Source organism: Alloacidobacterium dinghuense (assembly GCF_014274465.1).
In the GTDB taxonomy this organism is placed as follows: domain Bacteria; phylum Acidobacteriota; class Terriglobia; order Terriglobales; family Acidobacteriaceae; genus Alloacidobacterium; species Alloacidobacterium dinghuense.
In genome coordinates this window covers 383,290-402,475 of record NZ_CP060394.1, presented here as the reverse complement: position 1 = coordinate 402,475, position 19,186 = coordinate 383,290, and the positions used below count along the sequence as shown (strand labels likewise).

The following is a 19,186-nucleotide window of genomic DNA, read 5'->3' as shown; positions in this document are numbered from 1 at the left end:
TTTAGCTTCCAGTCTTTCCGCCAGGCAGCGGAGCCGGCATCTGACTATTTTGCTGTATTCCGGCCTGGCGGATCGCATCGAGGACAACGCCGCGTGTAAGCAGCTCAGGCAGAACGTGCGTTGCTCTTTCCCACGGTCCCGAAATGATTACATAGGTCGGGACTCCGCTACGCCCAACACGGCTGAGTTCGCTCGTGATCTCCGGATCGTAGCGAGTCCAGTCAGCGCGTAGAAGGACGTAGTGTCGACGAAGGAGCTCCTGCTCGACGACGCGATCTTGCAAAACCGCCTTTTCATTTACCTGGCATGAGAGGCACCAGGCTGCCGTGAAATCAACGAAGACCGGCTTGCCTTGGCTCTGCGCCTCTTCGAGGGCAGCATTAGAGAAGGGGCTCCACCGCAGGCGATCAGGTTGAGCCGTGACCAAAGGAAAAGCGAGAGCTGCTGCCGCCGTCACTGCAACGGCGATATATCCCCAACGTCGGGCAGGCCAACGTCCGAGTATCCATCCTCCGATAGCGAGGATCAGCAATCCGACCAGCAGTCGGGCGACATGATCGGTGCTGTCTCCGGTTGTGCTTCCGCTGAGACGGCCATAGATCCAAATCAACCAAACCACGGTAAGGAAAAGGGGCACGGAAGTGAATTGCTTCAAGGTCTCCATCCAGCGGCCAGGGCGCGGCAACTTACTTGCCCATCCAGGAACAAAGGTCAGCGCGAAATATGGTAACGCTAAGCCAAAGGCGAGGGACGTGAAGACCGCGAAGGTCACGAGTGCATTTTGAGACAGCGCAAACCCAATGGCAGCTCCCATCAGCGGTGCAGTGCAAGGTGTTGCTACCACCGTTGCGAGGACACCCGTGAAGAACGAGCCGAAATAACCGCCTTTGCGGGCGAGGTCGTCTCCGGCGCTCGTCCAAGTCAGACCGAGGTCAAACATGCCTGCTAACGAGAGCGCCATAAAAAACAGCAGGCAGGTCATAGCGACAACAAAGCCTGGGGACTGAAGTTGAAATCCCCATCCAGCCTGTTTGCCTAGAGCTCTGAGCGTAAGCAGCGCGCCTACGATTAACCAAAATGAGCAGAGGATGCCGGCTGTATATGCCATCCCATGCGCTCGCTGACGTGTCCTACTCTCGCCGGCACGGCCTACAAGAGCCAGTGCCTTGAGGAAAAGCACCGGGAAAACACACGGCATCAGATTCAGGATGATTCCGCCCGCGAAGGCAAGCACGACTGCGAGAAGAAGCCCTCGTTCATCGCCAGCACCTGAGTGCGCAGTCGCTGATCCGACTGGCACATCAAGCATGTATGACCGTCCATCACTCAGCTTCAGGACGCCCTTAAGCTCTTTCGGCAGCATATCGGAGATGTCGGCTCGCTCTGTCACGAGCCTTATGCCGTCGGCTATGGGCTCGATCTTCTGATCTGCTGCGTTCCGGATCGAATCGTCATCAAGCGGATAATATTCCGCCGAAATCTCTTTCTTGCCAGTGACTACGTTGAGCATCAACGTGTCACGAGTCGCAGTCACGCCGATCTTAACCGCTGTCGGCACCTTGACTGGCTCTGCGCCCACAGCGGCATCGATGAGCTTGTTGGTTTCTGAAGATGCCTGCGGAATTACGTTGAGATTGAGACCGAGGTACGCCTTTCCAGGAACGCACACTTCTCTGCAGACAAGCCATCGTACGTGCGCTTTAAGGTCAGCGTTCCCGAGTGGAGCTTGCGGGGAGGTCGAAACGTTGAACGGAAATACGGCCGTACCCTCGTATCCATAGTCCATCAACGGGCCAAGCGGTAGTCTCGAAGGCGCGGGATACTGCATTGGCCCAATGGAAAATCCTGACGGCACCGACCATTGCACTTGCGGAGGCTCGCCGGAGTCTCCAGCGTAGACCCAGTAAACATGCCAACCGGGCTCAAGAGTCAGCGCCAAAGCGACTCGGCTTCTACCACCAGGCGCGATTGTCCCGGCATCGGAGATCAACTCCGCAGTTAGGTGCTGTGCTTTCACTGGCCCGGGTGCACCGGTTCCCGATTCCCGTAATTGAGCTTGGCAAAATGGGGCAAGAGCTATAAGGACTGAGAGGAGAAGTAGAAGACGATGGTGAAAGCTTTGCATGTTCGACCTGCGGCGCTTGAAGAAAAGGCTGCGCCGGAAATTCTCGACGCAGCCCCCACGTTAATTCGTGGAAAGGTGGTCAATGGCATCCTGTGCAGACAGGCGATCGCCGTGGCTATGGCTGATCTTCTCAAAGGTGACTATTCCCTTTTTGTCGAGAACGAACGTAGACGGATACGCCGTCTCGTGCGGCGCGTCCCAACGCAGTCCATACAAATTAGTGACCTTATAGTCTGGATCCGCTACGAGAACAACATTGGATGGTAACTCGGCCTGTTTTTCAAGAAACTCCTTCGCATGTTGATCCAGATCGGCAGGCGGTCCTGGGTAGACCAAAAGCACTCTCGTGTTCTTCTCTTTGAAGTCTGAGGCATGATCCGCGAAATCATGAACCTGCTTTACACAGTAAGGGCACTCATAGCCTGGGAAACCTCGCAAAATCACCAGAACGAGATCGTGTCCACTCTGCTCAGCCGACAGCTTAACGGCCTTTCCTGTTGGAGTCGAGAGCGTAAAGTCAGGTGCCTTAGCGCCAACAACCGGAGTCTGGCCAAAGGCGGATGCTCCCAGAACCAACGCGCAGGTGATGGCGAGCAAGGATCCCCAAGCTCGATTGAGATGAACTCTGGCGGCCTTTGGGGCTCTACCGGACAGAAATGCAAAATCGGACATGACGAGGCACCCCCTCCTATGGAATGCATATCTGACAAGCAGCTTTAAGAAAAGTTACAATGCGCCGCTACTCTTATTCACTTTGCGGTGAAGTAAGATGCTCGAGGCTGGCGTTTGAGCGCTAATCGAACCTCTCAAAGAGATCGAAGTCATATGGATCGTTGAAAGGAAAGGAGGGATTGTTCAAACCTGATGATGTCATGTCTGAACAATCCCATGGGGAACAGGGTTGTTGATCAATCCAATCTCTGGACGATTGGGCAGTTGATGGAGAAGCCGGCGCTGCCGAACGGCTTCCCACCTGGACCAGTTAACAAACCATCCTGGACGAAGGTCAATATCTGAAACTCCTCGCGAAGTTGACCGCGATATCCGCGATTGATAGCGTCCTCCGTCCACTCGTAAAGATTGGCATCCCACGCCGGGCTGTAGTCCAGTGCGATCGTGGGAATACCGCCGAGTGTGTTGTTCGGTCTGTATCCGTCGGCGAGATCTGCAGAGAGACCTTGGCGCAGGGGGTTGTTGCAGCTACCGTCCTCCGCTCCGTTAGTTGCAATAAAGATTCGCTCGATCGGGCTGGAGAAGCTGTCGTCGTGACCCAACAGAAGCTTGTCCATCAAAGGTGCGTAGGTGTTGTGTTCTATCGCGGCTGCGAGAGGAATGCTCGCATCCATGGAGAGGTACCACACCGGCCTTCCAAAGCTGAAGCCGTTGATGAGGTTGAGGGTGACGGTCATGTTGTATGGGTCGATCGCAACAACCTGATCATGTACCTTCGAATAGTCGACGTGTCCGTCGGGGAAATTGATCTGGCTCGCGTCTACATTAAACGCCACCATTGGAGCGTTGTAGACAACGTTGCCAGCGTTGGTGATGGTCACATATGGGCTATAGTTTTTGTCTCCAATTTCTCCAGGTGCAAATGACTTCGGGGGAAATTCCTGACCAGCAGGTCCAGGAACAATGTTCCGTTGCGGGCTAAAGTCAACCGTCCCTTTGTCGAACACGATGTTTCCATTGCCATCGAGTGTACCGGTTCTAGCGGCATTCTCGGCGAAACCCAACTTCGCTGAGAAGTTCAACCCCAGTTCGTTGGCGATTCCTTGGTCGGAAACATCAGTAAGGATGTACCAGATAGTCTTCTTGGTGCCTTTGAGAGTGCCCTTGTACAGGGGGATCGTGATTGTACCGTTGACCGCGTCGACCTTGCCCGTATTTAGGAGTTGGACCGGCCCGACCAAACTCGGATTGACCGTGGAGGGCGACGGGCCAAAGTATGACAGACCGACGGCGGCACCGGTAGACGCGGGAGCAGGAAAGAGATCGCATCCTGGCCCCGGGCCACGTGGGCCGGGGCCAGGGCCTTGTTCAGAGTTAAAGTTAGACGAACTCCCGGCTACCGAAGCGGCGGCATCTGTCCTGACTGCCGACTTTGCAACTGGTCGTTTCGCAAGACGGTGTATGGCCATCGCTTCCGGAGATACAGGTGGCTTCGAGACAACTTGGGCCTGTCCGAAAGCTGCGGCAGGGATGAGACTACTCATCATCGTTGCGCCTGCAACGATGAATACTTTAGTGGACGAGATAATGCGTGATCGCATGGCGGTCACATTCAGGTCTTTACCGATGGGGAAGGACCTACGAAGAGCGGGAACCATTGTCGGACTCCTTTGAGGCGCTGCACGACAAGATGTCGAGTAAGTATCTCTGCACCTAGCCGTGTGGTTATAAGAGTGGTCAGTATGTGATTAGTTACAAGAAACACCATTCATAATTACGATTTTTATAAGTCACTAAGTAGACCCTGGGGACTGGTAGCTATTTCCGACGTGCTTGTAACTTTTCTGGAGCGAACAACTCTAACAATGAGCAGCCACGCAGGGCGTTAAGTGCCTATTAGCATTCTTATTGGTGGGATCATCAAAGAGTACCGCGTCCCGACGTGCCTTGTTTACGACGCCGGCAGCCAACGTCCTGATTAAGGGACTGAGTGGTGAGGGAAGGTGTGAGGCTTGTGTTGTCTGCTTAGGTACTGTCTCTAAGTGCAGCTGCGTTAGAGGCCCTCCGCCAGCATTGTGGCAAGGCGAAGTGAGCTCAAGCCGAAGGCCCGTGCCATTCGTTTGCGGGAATCGACTCGATCGTCGAGACCGATGGAAGTCTAGCGAGCATCTTCCCACCCGCGGGCATTAATACCTAACCGAATTGGTAAAGAGCTGTGAGTGACGGATAACCACGCGATGACTGTCGCGGAGAATAGTCCCGGATCCTCTACAGTGAACGACTCAGCTGGCGATCTATGCTGTAGGAATTGAATCGAATCCCCGCCAGCAGAAGAGAATAGACCAAGGAATACGTGAGTTGTACTCCGACCGTCGGCCAGTCTTGGCGCAATGTAGAGCCGAACATTAAGACAAGCATTAGAACCGAACCCGAAATTAAAGCGCGACGAGTCTGGAAACCGAAGAGTACGCAGGCGCCTATCACTGCCTCGACAATCGGCAACACATAGCCGAAGCCGTACACAGACCACACAGGCAGGGCGGTCTTCTGGAACATCGGAAGCAGGGACTCTGCGAAGTTCCTGAGACCGACTCTCCAACGAACGACGCCATGCAGGCAAATGTTCAAGCCCAATGCGATACGCAGAAGCGCATAGGGCAGCGCTATACTCCTCAACCACAGGTCCATCTCTTCGGTCATCACACTCTCCCTCGTTGGGGTCACATGACAAGGGCCTCAGAATCGTCCTCGACCTGGGGAGGGCAAAACCACCCCAATTCAGAGGCGTGCGCGAAGCTCTCGCGCAACACGGTGGCTTGCTCTTTGGCGTTGAGCTTCGTCTTCTCGAAGGCCAGTGTCACAGCCTCGGAGACGGACGCGCCGGAACGCAAAGCGCTCAACAACAGGAATGTTTCTCGACCAATTCGGCGATAGTAGACAGAGTCTTCAAAGCGATGAACTGCTAACCAGACTCGTTCCCGCGTCATCATAGGCAGCTTCGGGCGGTTCTGCGATTCGCGTCGACTCGCAGCGTTGCTCACGATCTCGGTCTCTGGGGCATGCTTCTTGACGGCGAGCACAAGGCTGTCGACCGGATAGCTCAATTCCAGCAGTTGGAGATGCGGTTGCAAAGACAGCTTCGACTCTGGTCTTATCGCTTGTGCCTCTTCCGCCGTAAGTGGCGTCCGCGCCATCGACCATGTAGTTTTCCGAGATGATCTCCAGCCAGTCAACCACCGGCTTCTTGGAGAGAATGTGGTCGTAATGTGGAACTCTTAGGCCGATGCCGACGCCGTAGAAACGATTGGCAGACATGATTACTCCGATTCTGAATCCAGCGAGAGGCGCGTGTAGGAGATCCGTCGAGAGTTGGATCTCCTACACGAGTTGAGGTTACTTCGAACCGTCTGTGGCGCAGGCGCCTTGACCCTTGCAGGCATTCTTACCAGCGTGCTGCTTGTCGCCGCCGCCCTGGCCCTTGCAATCGTTCTGTCCCTTGCAGGCGTGCTTGGGCAGGTCCTTCTGATCGGCTGCTACCGCGACACCGGCAAATGCGGAGGAGCTGGCGGTCGCTTCCGAGTGTCCGGAAACAGGTTGGGCGTTGAGACGGGCAGTGGTGCCGCCAAGAAGGCCGGCGAAAGCCGCGGCCAGCACGAGGTGGTTTACATTGTTGCTCTTCATGAAGAGTTCCTTTCGTCGGTTGGGCATAGGGCTCTATACCTCGTGATATTGATTACTGCCTACTGCAGATGGCTTGGAGGAGTGCATTCGGATTTCAATGAGTGCCCTTACCTTGCCGCATGTTTGAAGCTTAAGGAAGAGGATGGTTACATCGCGTCTCACATTCCTCAAAGAGGCATCGTCGCAGCGCCGAGGATTGCCCCCCGGTGCGACTCCTGAGCGAAAAGAATCAAGTGATGGCCTGAGCCGCTACTTCTTGAGAGCCCCTCCGGAAACGAAACGTGGATAAGTTGCTCACCCTCATCCCTCACCGTAGCCACGCGCGCCAGGGAGCGAGCAACGGAGACATGTTGAAGTTGCCTGCCGCTGTTCTCTCCTCGCAGAACGTTGGATCGGTCCGTATCATCCGCTAGAACTGCGATGACACCGAGGGGCTTCGATGGATTTCCGGCGAAGGCAAACTTCACGTCGATTCCCTCTGAAGTAAGCGCAGAAGAGACGATGCGGAGCTTGAGATGCTCTCTTCGTGCATCGTCGCGCAAAGCGCGCTCCAACGCGGGGCCATCACTCCCAACGAACTGGTCGCGACCATTCAAGACCATTTGTGGTGTGTAAGATCCCTCCGGGGAGAGGCGCGAGGCGTAAACACTCTGCCTTTCGGTAAACACTCGCGAGGAGTAAGGATCTTTCCTGCCGAGATTGTTCCAATAGGTCACGTGCTCGCTGATACCAACGATGAGTTGCCCGGCAGTCGTCTGCTTCAAATTGATCTGCCGCAAGAGCGAGTCGGCTGGCGGGCAACTTGAACATCCTTCCGAAGGTAAACAGTTCCACGATCGCCACCGATGATGGCGTGGCGTTGATTGAACTGTCAGGAGAAGCGGCCATGCGACTCCAGGGGGACAGCCAGGAGAGCAAGCGAAATTGCGAACACGGGACGAAGCTGCATTGGGATTCCTCCTGCCAAACGGCCAACATCTGACGTACGAGCCGCGAAACGGTTACACATCCCGCCTCTGACATGTCTTGTAACCAAAACGTTCCCCGCGTTTCTAACGAGGCACAACGATGTTCTCGCTACTCGCAAGCGAGGCATACACGTCACGAGGAAACGATGGCTCATCTGTTACATCTTTATCGCCGCGTCGCATCGGCGTTTTCATCCTTTCAATCCGCGATGCTTCTGCTGGTGCGCCTCTACTGGGGATTTCAATTTGCCCAGACTGGGTGGGAAAAATTACACAACTTGGCGAAAATTACGGGGTTCTTCGACAGTCTCAATATTCCGTTCCCAGCTTTCAGTGCCCTGTTCGTCTCCACCCTTGAGTTTGTCGGAGGTATTCTTCTTATGCTCGGCCTCTTTTCGCGCCCCGTCGCACTTCTGCTGGCGTGCAACATGTTCGTTGCCTACTGGACCGCGGACCATGAAGCGCTCTCTGCGATCTCTTCCAACCCTAGAAAGTTCTACGCGGCGGATCCTTATACCCTTCTGTTTGCGTCGCTGATGGTTCTGATCTTTGGGGCAGGTTTCTTTACAGTTGATATTCTCGTCGCCAAGCGGCTGAAAGCGGTTGAGCAGTGAACGTGGTTTTGAACTGGACAGAGCCAGAAATAATCGCTGCTATTCTTGCGGGAGAAATTCAGCTATATCATGAATTGATCCGTCCCTACGAGCGCAGTGTCTACGTCATGGCTCTGTCGTATATGAAGAACGAGGCAGAGGCAGAGGACGTAGCGCAAGAGGCCTTCATTAGGGCGTTTCGAAAGCTCGAATCATTTCGCGCTGAATCTAAATTCAGCACGTGGCTTATCAGTATCGCGATCAACGAGGCGAGAACTCGCCTCCGGAGGCAGGCTCTTGTCCGAATGGAGCCGCTCGATCAACTTCCGGACGAAGATAAAAGCATCTCACCTGCTCTCTTGCGTGACTGGCGCGAAATACCATCACAGGCCGTGGAGCGGGAAGAGGTTCGAAATCTGATTCAGCTGGCGGTTGAGCAGCTTCCGGACATCTATCGCCAGGTTTTCCTTCTGCGCGATGTGGAAGAACTCACGATTAGCGAGACAGCAGAGGCTTTGAATGTCAGTATCCCCAGCGTTAAGGTCCGATTGCATCGTGCACGTTTGATGCTACAAAAGCAACTGGCCCCTCAGCTAAGGACTGTAAATCGATCATCGAAGAGGGGGTGGCTCCCATGGTCATAGATTGCAAGCACGTTTGGAACTACATTTCTGAATATCTGGATGGAGCGCTCCCCGACGAAACGAGGGACACGGTGCAAAAGCACCTGGACCACTGCGAGATCTGCTCGGCCGTTCTGGACTCCACGCGCAACGTGATCATCCTGACTGCCGACGATCGCATCTTCGAACTTCCGGTTGGCTTCAGCGAGCGGCTTCACGCGCGCATCGATCTCGAGTTCATGCGTATAGAGCCGTGAAGAACGCAGGTCCTCAGGACGACGCGGCCGTGATTAGTCCGATTTGTGGCCGGCCACGTAGAGTGCGAGGATGTCGGTCACGGCTCTGTTGCGAGGGACGGGTATACCCATCTTCTCTCCCAACTCTGCAACTGATGCACTCAGCCAGGGCAACTCCAGACGATTCCCGCGGAGGAGATCCTGATACATCGAAGCTGTCATTTCGGCTGGGAGGGTATCGCAGAACTCCAATTGCTGGTCGGCATAGTCCTTGGCAAGCGTTACGCCACGAGCACGCCCTACATTTACGGTTTCGCGCATCACATCGAGTAGAAAGCCTCGCGTCTGTTCGTTCGTCCTGATCGCCCCGATCGGTTGCCGCATGGTGGCTGTTGTGGCTGACAAGCCGACGAGGAAAACGAACTTCTCCCAAATCTCCCGTTCGATCTCATTGCTGATCCTGGCTCCGATGCGGGCACTCTCGCAGGCGCTCAGGAGTTCCAGGGCTCGCTGTGAACCTGCACCGTCAAATTCTCCAAAAACGAGATTTTGAATTGGCCCGAAGTGCCGGATGACGCCGGGCTCTTGGATGGCAGCCGAAATGTAGCTTACACCGCCCATCACAGACGGTTTAGGAAGAACCCTCAACAAGACTTCTTCCTTCTGAACTCCGTTCTGAAAAGAGATCACCGCCGCGCCTCGTTCCGCCAAGGGGACGAGCTCTGGAATAGCCTGCTGTGTGTCCCAGAGCTTGACCGTGAGAAACACGAAGTCGGCGTATTTGATTTGAGCCACTCTGTTAACAACTTCCACCTCAGGAAGAGAGACGTCCCCCAATGGGTTAACGACGCGAAGTCCAAGCGACCGCATAGCTTCGAAATGTGCACCTCGGGCAACGAAAGTCACATCATTGCCCGCAGCCGCTAGCCTGGCGCCAAAATATCCTCCGACGCCTCCCGACCCGAAAATTACAATCTTCAATGACATCTGAGTACCGCCTTTCACGATAGAGCCTGTGCGAGAATCTGACGCGTTGACCAGCCTGTCAGATACACCATCCATCGAGTTCAGAGACGTAAGTTGCTTCGCAAGCGACCTCCGGTTGCGATTGCCGAACACTCGCTTCCGCCATTTTCGATGACGATATCCGTACCTGTCGTTCCGCATACCGTGGCTGAACAGGCCCGGGAATGGAAGATCGCGGTCGAGCAGGCAGAGAATGTCGCAAAATGGCAGGTAAGCTTCCACCCGGAGCCACTCGTAGCCTCGAACAATCCGAAGCGGCGGGGGTGGACTTGTTACCACGTCTTATGCGCCTCCACGGAGTCACGCCGGGCACCATTCGGTCAAGTCATTCCAGTGGAAGCGGCTTAGTAGCCGCTTGCGTTGCTTTTAGAGTTTCATTTGACTCCTGGGGAAAGTGACGGTAGTAGGTCGTGTCCGGTAGCCCATCATCCGCCCAAAGCAATGCCGGTCTCGGGGAACCTTGCCACGAGGCGACTTCTGGTAACAGATCCCAATAGACTAGTGCCGCGGCGATTCCCATGAACCCAATCGAGGCTGTCGCGCACAAATCGCGGACTTCGGCGATTCTGGTCCGTGCCCTCATCGGTGGGGTGGCAATCGAGTCTCTCCCCCAGTGGTTTCGGAGACAATTCTTTGCGCCTCGGTGCGTTATCTTCTCGTTTTTCCATTAGGCCATTATCGTCGCTTCCGTTTGAGCAGTGTAGGCAGCATCCGCGCTTCCTACACTCTTAAGCGTTAGCAGGCGAGCAATCATGACATCTCGCCGCGAGCATCTCAGACGAAGGGCGCAGTCCTGCTCCGACCACCCTTCGAGAATCGACATAACGAAGACAAAACGCTCGAAAGCGCCCAGGTCACGAATTGCGGCGAACGGACTGTTCTGTGCTGGAGAACGGATCAGTGAAAAGCTATCGCCTTTCTCGGCACGGGCTGAATCATTTGTATTGCATGCTCAATGATTGCGCGCCGTGTGAATGTGATCGCCCACGCACTGACGACACCCGTCTGTTCCACGCACTCATCCAACGCAGAGATGAAACATCGTTCAGCTTTGCCATCGTTTCCGGCTAGCAGCAACGCGAGCAGATAGAGGCTACATCTCTTGAATAAACGTTTTGCAGAAATCACTCGCCGTTGCATACAATCTGATCTCATCCCCAACGAACTCTACGGTATCCAACATATCCACCTCCCTCGCTCCAAGGACTCCTGGGCGCCGAGTATCGAATAAACCAATTCTGAGAGAGCAGAACAACTCCATCAGAACACTTCACGCCGCGTTTGCTCGAAATTGTGCAGAGTGATTTGGATCTGCGCTTGCGTGATGCGAGCACAAGGGCTGCCAGCAGCCAGCATATGGGCCGTTTGCCATCGGGTTATCACAACCGCAGCGCACAAGTACATCATTCGTGGTGTCTTGTATGCGCGTACTTGGTCTATGTAATTTCCGGATTGCTTTCGAAACCGGCTTCGTAAGCAGGAAGGCATTTGAAACATATGCCCCTGCAGCAAAGTCCAACTCAGATCGCATCGTATCCTCTGCGGCCTTGAGGTTTGATCTACTCCTCGATGGCCTAAGTGGAATTCTGCGGAGGAGCTGTGGTTATGCTTATAGGCAGAGAGCTCACATAGGTAGCAACAAGTGTGCGCATGGTCATAACCTCGTTTCGTGAAAGAGCTTGGATGCCAGATCGAGGATCGCTAGCAAGGAATTGCCGTTGTACCTCGTCGACCCACAAAAGTTCGCTGGCCAGGAAAGCTGGTTGGCTTTCTAGAATCTCTTCGATATCAGGGCCAGCTGGCTATACGATTTCCAGGTCGAGCAAAGGTGACAACAAACAAGAAAATAAAGGTAAGATTTATGGATTGCTGGGAATTGTGGAAACGCACTTCTCCGAGGGCCAGTACCGTGGCTATGGACGACACGTATGCAATCAATCTGGCGAAGAGCCGTTTTCGAGAGGGCTTTAACAGAGCAGACGAGGAAATGGTGTTGTCGGTTTATGACTCCTTATTCTGTGATATGTCCTTTGGTCTGCCCAGTTTTTACGACTCCGATGCAAAGGACGTCTTCCGCGCGCGGTTGAAGCGGTTGTTTCGCGACTACAGCGCGGAGATGGCGGTCCTCATCATCAAAATCGTTCTGCACGCAGATACAGCCTATGATTGGGGATGGCATGTATTGAATCTGAGCGACCGGCTAATCGGCACCCGGCGTCAGGTGCGAACCCGTTATTTCGAGACATGGAGGCGGGATACAGACCGCGGATGGGTGATTACCAGCTTCATTGATAATTTGGATGAAGCTCCGAAGATGCCCGAAGAGATGATCTGGGAGATGCAAAATACTACGAGCGACGCTCGTGTCACTCGCCTTCGCGAGAATGATTTGCAATTCTCCGGGATAGAGCGTTCGTCAGGCGTTCACTGATTGCATCATCGAATGCAAATGTCTGCTCATCACCTACCAGAGCGATAACGTTCCGTGTGCCATTCAGTATGGCCTTGCAATGTCTGCACCGGTCAAAATGGAACTCAAGCCGTGCCTTCATCTCGGGGTCCACATCGTCATCCACATAGTTGGAGATTTGCCGCCACACTTCAAAACAGCTGATCTCAACTATGATCCTCTCGTCCGGCATTTGGCCCTCGTTTCTCACCTGCTGAACTCCTCAGAACGGCCTGATGCGTTTGTACCCATGACCGCTCACGTTCCAATAGCCATCGAATCCCGGCGCCAACACATCTCTCACCTGGAATCGTGCTCGCAGCAAGCGTGTCTTCACTGACGCCTCGCTGATTCCCAACACTGTTGCCGTTTCCGCGACACTCATATGCTGAACGTCGCGAAGAATAAGCACATCACGGTACATCGGCTTCAACGAAAAAATCGCGCCTCGTAGTGCTTCTCTCAACTCCTTCCGGTGTAAGGTCTCAGAAGGTATTTCCCTCCAGTCCGCAAAATCAACTGGTATGTAGTCTCCTTCTTCGTTGTCGATACCGCAATCTATGGATTCCTCACCAGCTCTCTTGAGCCGCCTCAGTCGCAAACGTGCCTCATTCATCGTGATCTGCGTAATCCACGTACTGAACTTGCACTCTCCTCGAAATTGCTTGAGATTCTTGAATGCCTTGAAAAGGGCCTCCTGCGCGATTTCCTCGCATCATACTCATTCCTAACAATAGAAATGGCGGTGATATAAACCATCTTTTGATACGGACGAACAAGCTCCGCAAAAAGCTCGCTCTCGCCATCGCATATTCGGCGTATCAGAACTGCTTCTTTCAATGCCCCTTCGTCTTTCGGCTCGCCTGCATGCGCCGGCTTCCAGCCTGAATCGGAACGGGAGCGGTCAGCCGGGACGACCCGCGCCGTGGCGAGCGCTTGATTCTCCGCGTCTATCCTTCCTTCTTCGTGTTCTGGAAGCTCCGCGTTCATGACTTTTTTGTCAACCGTTTCTTCCGTTATCCTGTAGTTTTTCTCCGGATCAGCGCTAATTACAAGGGAAAACTAGCCGCCAGTAGCAAATCCTGGGTAAAGCGTCATTCCGCCATCGACGAACAAGGGGGTGCCGGTGACGTAATCAGACTCATCGGAAGCCAGAGCCCAATTGCATTGCCTCCTTCTGCGAGAATCTCCTCAACGATCGACGCCGCGGCATCCGGTGCATTCGGATGATCGATGGCCACCTTGCGCCGGCCTTCGCCAGGGCCTTTGCAACGCCTGCTCCGATTTCCGAGCTCGCGCGGTAACCAGTGCCACCTGTGTAAAGGTTGGTACGTTCTGTTTTTCATACCTTGCCCTCAGAAGGGTATTTGTGAACTGAACCGACAGTGCTCTCCGCCACGTGCCTGCCGAAAATCGGCGAGCTGCGACGAGAGGCTTTTCCGGGTACGAGCCTCAGAAATCCAGACGCTTAGCGGATCATCTCCCTCAGCGATAACAGCGCCGACGATCCATTCATCCACAGTGCGTCTGATTAGCCAAAACTGAGAAAGTTACGAATCTGCGGGAATTCTTGATTCGATCAACTCGCCAACCCCCACAGCAGGCACATGTCATTTTCGGCGGGCACAGAACCTAGCATCTGGACGCTGAGGTGAGAACGGCCGTACAGGAGATTGGAGTCGACCTCAATAATATGGACCCTCAGCAGCGCACGGAGGAGCTTGCAAAGCAGGGAGCACCGTCTCATCATAGTGATCCTCCCCTCATCTCGACTGCGTTGCACTACGGATTACGCTACGGTCTTGCTCCCGCAACCGGGGATTTCCAACGACTTAGAGGTCGTCCGCCTCTTGTAAGTCCTTTAAGGTCGTGCAGGGGCCGCGCTTTCACGGCAGCAACGAGGGTTCGAATCCCTCCGGGGACGCCAAATATATCAACGATTTGGATGCTGCATCGACGTGTCCGATGTTGACTGCGGAGCGAAGAAGAACCAGAAACGAGCCAATTCAATTCGCATTGCTGAATCGCCGGAAGTTCGGGCAAACGTGCTCCCCGTTATTCGCTCGATTCCATGCCAAGCGCTTTCATCTTTTCGTAGAGAAGCCTTCGCTGAATTCCCAGTCTACGCGCCGCATCAGCCTTATTTCCGCCGGTCTCGTTAAGTACGTTTTGGAGAAGCTTCCGTTCACTTAGCCGAATTACTGTATGCCACGAATGTACATAAGGCCGAGAGGACCAACGTTGTGATGGTCTTGGATGCTGGATCTTTGCGCTGAATATGAAAACCCGTGGCGAGGATCATGACGACCGTTAGACCGGCTGCAGCTGCCGGCGTCAGTTGCGGCATTACCCCTGTCAACGTAGGCAGGATCACGCCTAAACTGCCGCCAAGTTCGGAGACGCCGATAAAATGCAACATCGGCCTTGTTAAGCTCAGCTTGCCGGGTCCTGGTGCCGCGTCTTTGAGAACCTTTTCGATGCCGAAGAACTTCATCCCACCAGCGAACAGGAATACCACGGCAAGCAATGCTTGGACTACCCACAGAAAAGTATTCATTTTTCCACCTACTTTCGCTCTGGTTTCATCGATTCGATCACGAACCACAACTATTGCGCGTGCTTAGGCTCGGTGATGTCGCCCGTGGAACTCCATGTCACGCCTTTGGTTCCTGTCAGTAGAGCGATTGTCGAGAAAATCGTCGCTAGCACCCAAAATACAGGGCCTAGAATGCTAGGCCAGACGGGCGAATAACCGGGAACAAGGACGAAGAAGATAAAGCCGGTATCCGCGATGCCTACAGTAGCGAAGTTGATCCAATACCCCCACACGCTGTTCCGCCAGTTCAACGTCGCAGCCACGGAAATGGCAATGATCGAAAAGAAGAGGAGGTTCCATGCATCTTGGAATACTCGGCCTCGCACCATTGAAGAATCCAACGATCGACCAAGCACGTATACCGAATATGCGGCCAGAAGATGCAAGCAGGCCCAGATAATGTAGAAAGCTGCACCGATCCTTGAAATTGTGTTCGACGCACTCATAAGATCACCTCTTAGGAAGACACCCATTCTCAAAGGTCAATTTGGCGAGAACACGGAAGCGATGAAGCGAGCAGCATTGTCCTCTAACAACTCTGGCAACGAGATATTGATTTGCAAGCCGTGTGGCATAGCGTTTTCGGCACGGATCGTTCCTTTATGGCTTCGGATTACCCGATCGGCAATCGCCAAACCTAAGCCAGCACCTCCCGATCTACGATCCCGCGCATCCGCGACCCGATAGAAGGGCTGGAATATGTTGCCGAGATCAGACTCACAAACTCCAGGCCCGTAATCACGGATGGTCAAGGAGACAAAACATGAGCCATCCATTTCCTCGCGTTGAAGGGCGACTTCGACTGTCGTCCCGTCTGCCGTGTAATGAATCGCATTTCGCACTACATTTTCGATCGCACTGTGCAGAAGCTCTGCATTCGCGTGCACGAAATGCTGTTCCTGGGCTTTCAATGTCACAACCACATTCCGTTTCTGCGACTCGAATCCAGCGTCATGAACAATCTGAGATACGAGTTCGGTTGCATTCACTGTTGCCATTTCAACCGGGATTGCAGAGGTATCAAGCCTCGCGATGGTCAACAATCGCCCGATCATCTCGTTGAGCCGCTCGATGTCACGTTCCATATGGTCGAAGGCGGGATCGTTCCCCTTTTTTCGGCGTCCAAGATCGAGCGCCACGTTCAGCCTGGCTAATGGCGAGCGCAGTTCATGAGAGACATCGTAGATGAGCTGACGTTGACGTGCGACGAGCTCCGCGATGCGGTCTGCCATGACGTTGAAGTCGCGCACCAGCGCTCCCAATTCGTCGTGCCGGCGCGCGATCTTCTCAGTTGCACGAGTACTTAAATCTCCGGCGGCCAGCTGTTGAGATGCTTCTCGCAAGTGCAGGATCGGCGTAGTGAGATAGCGGGTGAGCAGGTAACAGATACCTCCGGAGACAAGCAAAGCGACACCCCATCGCAAGGCAATGGCTGCCCAATCGACGCCCAAGGCGGCGCGAGGTCCGGCAGGAAGTTCAGTGGCAAAAATATACTCCCGTGCGCCGCTGCCCGGGAGTATCAACGCAACACGAACGATGCCGTATTTGATAGCGAAGTCGGACGCTCCTGTGGCTGTTACATGAGACCTCATATCGGCAAAGGTCCCGCAGTCTTTTCCAGCGATGGGTTGTCCGTTTAAATCAAAAAGACACGCTCGCAGTTGCGTATCGCGTTCAAACCTTTCGATGTAAGTCGATGCGGCTGGAACGCCTCCCCGTTCAAGTTCTGCGAGCGCGATCATGCCGGATGATCGCGCAGTGTCCGTCAAGCTCGAATGCCATCGCGAAGGAACGCTTCCTGGGCCGAAGACAAATGTAATAATCAACGCGATGCCTGTAGCAATCGCTGTCGCCCAGAACCAGAGAAATATCTTTAGGAAAAGGCTACGCATCGGGATCTTCATTCTGCCTCGGATCGCGCCACGAGGAGATAGCCACTGCCACGGACAGCTTTGATTCGTTCACCCCCATGGTTCGAACCAAGCTTCTTGCGGATATTGCTGATATGCACATCGATGACACGATCGAAAGGGCCGAGCTTGCGGCCGAGCACAGTCTCCGTGAGTTGCTCGCGGGTCACGACATGTCCGGCATGCAGCAACAACATTTCGAGCAACGTAAATTCCACGGTGGTCAGGTTCAATAGAGAGCTTTGCAATCGGGCCTCGTGCCTTGCGGGATCGAGTCGTATATCGCCGACAATCAATGGATCGGCTGCCGCGTTGACGCGATGAGTGCGCCGCAGAATCGCGCGAATGCGTGCAATGAGTTCTCGTGCGTTGAATGGCTTAGGCAGATAATCGTCCGCTCCAACCTCCAACCCGAGAATCCGTTCAATGTCATCACCCCGGGCAGTCAAGATCAACACGGGAACAGGAGACCGCGCTCGCAGGCGGCGCAATAGATCGAGGCCGCCCATGCCGGGGAGCATCAGGTCAAGGACAACAAGAGCATGTTCCTGTGATAGCGCCCGCTCAAGGCCGTGTGGACCATCCTGCACTGTCTCAATTGCGAAACCTTCGGTGCTCAGACGCTCGGAGAGGAGCTCGCACAGTTCGACATCATCATCGACGATAAGGACTCGATCCATTCTGCGCAGCTACCGCAGATTCGATACTAGTCCAAACCCCCTGACCACAGCGCCAGCCTTTACAAAACTTTACCCTGCTTAACCAATCTTTATCGCACGCTTGGGCCTTGAGTGCTGGAATCGAAATGTGGCGAAGAGGTGCCTGATATGAAGCGAAAAGTAATCTGGGCAAGCATAATTTTAGCGCTCGTTGTAACTGGTATCACCATTGTTCGAGCAGAGACACGAGGCTGGCACGGGTGGTGTGGTCGCGGATTACGCCATCCCGGTCCTCTCGGCTACGTGGCACACGAATTGGATTTGAGCAACACGCAAATATCACAGATCAAATCTCTCTGGCAGGCTGAACGTCCGACAATCTCGGCGCTTGTTCACGAGGCTGCAGCCGAAGTCAGAGAAATGGATGCAGCCACAGTCGAGGAAAATCAGGATGTAGACAAAGTCCAGGAAATTGCCTCTCGCCAGGGCGCAACCATTGCAAAGCTGCTCATTGAGAAAGAACAGCTGAGCTCGAAGATCTACACATCGGTGCTAACCCCTGTTCAGCGCACCCAGGCAGATGAACTTCAGAAACGGTGGCACTTGCGACTGGATAAAATGGCAGACCGGTTGGGCAGTGCTTCAGGCAGAGAGTGAGGACAACCAATGCTTTCGCTACCTAGAAAATCCTCTTATTTCGTGGCCTTGATTGTCGCACTTCCAATTCATGGCTTTGCTTCACCTCTGGACAGCAACTTGCTGCCACTAGTTCCAGCCGGCGCCCAAATCGTAGCGGGTATCGAAGACCCGCACAACCCAGGCTCAAAAGGCCGCTTGCTTCTAGTCACACATAACAACAATCTCGATTTTTACGATTGGGTGTCCTTGGTTGGAGTGGATGCTCATAGAGAAGTCGATGAGGTCATTGAGGTCGCTGCATCTTCTTCACGGGAAGAATTGACAGAACATCTGCTATTGGTTGCAGGTCGCTTCGATCGGGAATACATCTTTCGCGCGGCAGCACGGAACGGCTTGGCAACAAGCGAATACGAGGGTGAAAAGGTACTCCTTGTGAAACCCTTTGCGCGCGAACAGCAAGAGATGCTGGATACGCGCTGGATGGCGATTCTCAATGACCGAATAGCGATCTTTGGAACGCCGTGGCTAGTCAAGAAGGCGTTGGAGCGCAATGCTGCACACGCGTCAGCCGACACACTCCTATTAAACCGGCTGGCGCAGTTGCCTCCGGATGTAAATTCCTGGAACGTGCTCGTCATGTCATCGCCGATGCTTGCCAGACATATTGCGGCTGAACAATTGCACGCTCCGTGGGCACATATATTGGACGGCGCGAACGATCTAACAGTGGGTATCCATTATGGACCCAAAGCCCGTGTGGATTTCGCACTTCGCACTGATAACAACCCGCAGTCGGCATATCTCGCATCGGTGTTAGCGCAACCGCATCTGTTGCAAATCAGTTTGTCGCAGACATTCCGTCCACAGATCGTGAGTCTCTCTTCAGAGCAGCGCCGCGTGCAAGGTTCGATCACCTTGCCGGGAAAGCAATTCGATGCGTGGCTTGCCAGGGTTTACCACAGTCGCTCTCCTACCTCTGTTTCCGATACAGCGGGAGCACGCTAAAAAA

Annotated in this window: 23 protein-coding genes and 1 pseudogene; 7 read left to right on the top strand and 17 right to left on the bottom strand. The window is 54.1% G+C overall.

Features of this window, described 5'->3' with window-relative positions; translation table 11 throughout:
- Position 1: 1 nt before the first annotated feature.
- From H7849_RS01630 to H7849_RS01595, 8 genes and pseudogenes are all read right to left on the bottom strand, one after another.
- Complete coding sequence (locus tag H7849_RS01630; protein ID WP_251106536.1) at positions 2-2,017, bottom strand: protein-disulfide reductase DsbD family protein; 2,016 nt, start codon at positions 2,015-2,017, stop codon at positions 2-4.
- Between the two features lie 168 nt (positions 2,018-2,185).
- On the bottom strand, positions 2,186-2,797 hold the full coding sequence (locus H7849_RS01625; RefSeq protein ID WP_186743690.1) for a peroxiredoxin family protein: 612 nt from the start codon (positions 2,795-2,797) through the stop codon (positions 2,186-2,188).
- A gap of 236 nt (positions 2,798-3,033) precedes the next feature.
- Complete coding sequence (locus H7849_RS01620) at positions 3,034-4,455, bottom strand: DUF7482 domain-containing protein (protein WP_186743689.1); 1,422 nt, start codon at positions 4,453-4,455, stop codon at positions 3,034-3,036.
- 610 nt (positions 4,456-5,065) lie between these two features.
- Positions 5,066-5,497, bottom strand: coding sequence for a DoxX family membrane protein (locus tag H7849_RS01615; RefSeq protein ID WP_186743688.1), 432 nt, complete (start codon positions 5,495-5,497; stop codon positions 5,066-5,068).
- 20 nt (positions 5,498-5,517) lie between these two features.
- On the bottom strand, positions 5,518-5,991 hold the full coding sequence (locus H7849_RS01610) for a hypothetical protein (RefSeq protein ID WP_186747934.1): 474 nt from the start codon (positions 5,989-5,991) through the stop codon (positions 5,518-5,520).
- A 40-nt stretch (positions 5,992-6,031) separates the two neighbouring features.
- Positions 6,032-6,112: pseudogene (locus tag H7849_RS01605) on the bottom strand (hypothetical protein); the annotation flags it as partial.
- Positions 6,113-6,190: 78 nt separating this feature from the next.
- Positions 6,191-6,478 carry a hypothetical protein gene (locus H7849_RS01600; protein ID WP_186743687.1) on the bottom strand — a complete coding sequence of 96 codons (288 nt, stop codon included), beginning with the start codon at positions 6,476-6,478 and terminating at the stop codon, positions 6,191-6,193.
- Positions 6,479-6,645: 167 nt separating this feature from the next.
- On the bottom strand, positions 6,646-7,353 hold the full coding sequence (locus tag H7849_RS01595; RefSeq protein ID WP_285288951.1) for a DUF1223 domain-containing protein: 708 nt from the start codon (positions 7,351-7,353) through the stop codon (positions 6,646-6,648).
- A gap of 239 nt (positions 7,354-7,592) precedes the next feature.
- Here H7849_RS01595 and H7849_RS01590 point away from each other — a divergent pair, with 239 nt between their 5' ends.
- Genes H7849_RS01590 through H7849_RS01580 form a run of 3 tightly spaced genes read left to right on the top strand, consistent with a single transcriptional unit; the run spans position 7,593 to position 8,919 of the window.
- On the top strand, positions 7,593-8,060 hold the full coding sequence (locus H7849_RS01590) for a DoxX family protein (protein WP_186743685.1): 468 nt from the start codon (positions 7,593-7,595) through the stop codon (positions 8,058-8,060).
- Entirely contained in the window at positions 8,057-8,683 is a 627-nt protein-coding gene (locus H7849_RS01585) for a sigma-70 family RNA polymerase sigma factor (protein WP_251106534.1), read from the top strand. The genes H7849_RS01590 and H7849_RS01585 overlap by 4 nt, the downstream gene beginning before the upstream one ends.
- Entirely contained in the window at positions 8,674-8,919 is a 246-nt protein-coding gene (locus H7849_RS01580; RefSeq protein ID WP_186743684.1) for an anti-sigma factor family protein, read from the top strand. The genes H7849_RS01585 and H7849_RS01580 overlap by 10 nt, the downstream gene beginning before the upstream one ends.
- Before the next feature lie 33 nt (positions 8,920-8,952).
- Here H7849_RS01580 and H7849_RS01575 read toward each other — a convergent pair whose 3' ends face one another.
- The gene (locus H7849_RS01575) at positions 8,953-9,885 is read right to left on the bottom strand and encodes a ketopantoate reductase family protein (protein WP_222439750.1); all 933 of its coding nucleotides are present in this window, start codon (positions 9,883-9,885) and stop codon (positions 8,953-8,955) included.
- Between the two features lie 93 nt (positions 9,886-9,978).
- Here H7849_RS01575 and H7849_RS01570 point away from each other — a divergent pair, with 93 nt between their 5' ends.
- Together H7849_RS01570 and H7849_RS01565 are read left to right on the top strand one after the other, a co-directional pair.
- Positions 9,979-10,272, top strand: coding sequence for a hypothetical protein (locus tag H7849_RS01570; RefSeq protein ID WP_186743683.1), 294 nt, complete (start codon positions 9,979-9,981; stop codon positions 10,270-10,272).
- 1,561 nt (positions 10,273-11,833) lie between these two features.
- Positions 11,834-12,355 (top strand): Cif family virulence factor, encoded by a 522-nt coding sequence (locus H7849_RS01565; RefSeq protein WP_186743682.1) that lies wholly within the window; start codon positions 11,834-11,836, stop codon positions 12,353-12,355.
- Here the strand turns inward: H7849_RS01565 and H7849_RS27245 are convergent.
- The 8 genes from H7849_RS27245 to H7849_RS01520 form a co-directional block, all read right to left on the bottom strand.
- A complete protein-coding gene (locus tag H7849_RS27245) occupies positions 12,291-12,566 on the bottom strand; it encodes an anti-sigma factor family protein (RefSeq protein WP_186743681.1) in 276 nt (91 codons plus the stop codon). The genes H7849_RS01565 and H7849_RS27245 overlap by 65 nt on opposite strands.
- A 30-nt stretch (positions 12,567-12,596) precedes the next feature.
- The gene (locus tag H7849_RS27240) at positions 12,597-13,079 is read right to left on the bottom strand and encodes a sigma-70 family RNA polymerase sigma factor (protein WP_186747088.1); all 483 of its coding nucleotides are present in this window, start codon (positions 13,077-13,079) and stop codon (positions 12,597-12,599) included.
- A complete protein-coding gene (locus H7849_RS01550; protein ID WP_186743680.1) occupies positions 12,986-13,363 on the bottom strand; it encodes a hypothetical protein in 378 nt (125 codons plus the stop codon). The genes H7849_RS27240 and H7849_RS01550 overlap by 94 nt, the downstream gene beginning before the upstream one ends.
- 1,065 nt (positions 13,364-14,428) lie before the next feature.
- The gene (locus H7849_RS26610) at positions 14,429-14,572 is read right to left on the bottom strand and encodes a helix-turn-helix domain-containing protein (protein ID WP_251106778.1); all 144 of its coding nucleotides are present in this window, start codon (positions 14,570-14,572) and stop codon (positions 14,429-14,431) included.
- A complete protein-coding gene (locus H7849_RS01535) occupies positions 14,559-14,930 on the bottom strand; it encodes a DoxX family protein (RefSeq protein WP_186743679.1) in 372 nt (123 codons plus the stop codon). The genes H7849_RS26610 and H7849_RS01535 overlap by 14 nt, the downstream gene beginning before the upstream one ends.
- A 50-nt stretch (positions 14,931-14,980) precedes the next feature.
- Entirely contained in the window at positions 14,981-15,298 is a 318-nt protein-coding gene (locus H7849_RS01530; protein WP_186743678.1) for a hypothetical protein, read from the bottom strand.
- 153 nt (positions 15,299-15,451) lie between these two features.
- Complete coding sequence (locus H7849_RS01525; RefSeq protein WP_186743677.1) at positions 15,452-16,861, bottom strand: ATP-binding protein; 1,410 nt, start codon at positions 16,859-16,861, stop codon at positions 15,452-15,454.
- 8 nt (positions 16,862-16,869) lie between these two features.
- The gene (locus H7849_RS01520) at positions 16,870-17,559 is read right to left on the bottom strand and encodes a response regulator transcription factor (protein ID WP_186743676.1); all 690 of its coding nucleotides are present in this window, start codon (positions 17,557-17,559) and stop codon (positions 16,870-16,872) included.
- 147 nt (positions 17,560-17,706) lie between these two features.
- Between H7849_RS01520 and H7849_RS01515 the strand changes: the two genes are divergently transcribed.
- Complete coding sequence (locus H7849_RS01515) at positions 17,707-18,195, top strand: Spy/CpxP family protein refolding chaperone (protein ID WP_186743675.1); 489 nt, start codon at positions 17,707-17,709, stop codon at positions 18,193-18,195.
- A 42-nt stretch (positions 18,196-18,237) separates the two neighbouring features.
- Positions 18,238-19,182: a hypothetical protein gene (locus H7849_RS01510; protein ID WP_186743674.1), complete on the top strand. Its 945-nt coding sequence runs from the start codon at positions 18,238-18,240 to the stop codon at positions 19,180-19,182.
- Positions 19,183-19,186 lie beyond the last annotated feature (4 nt).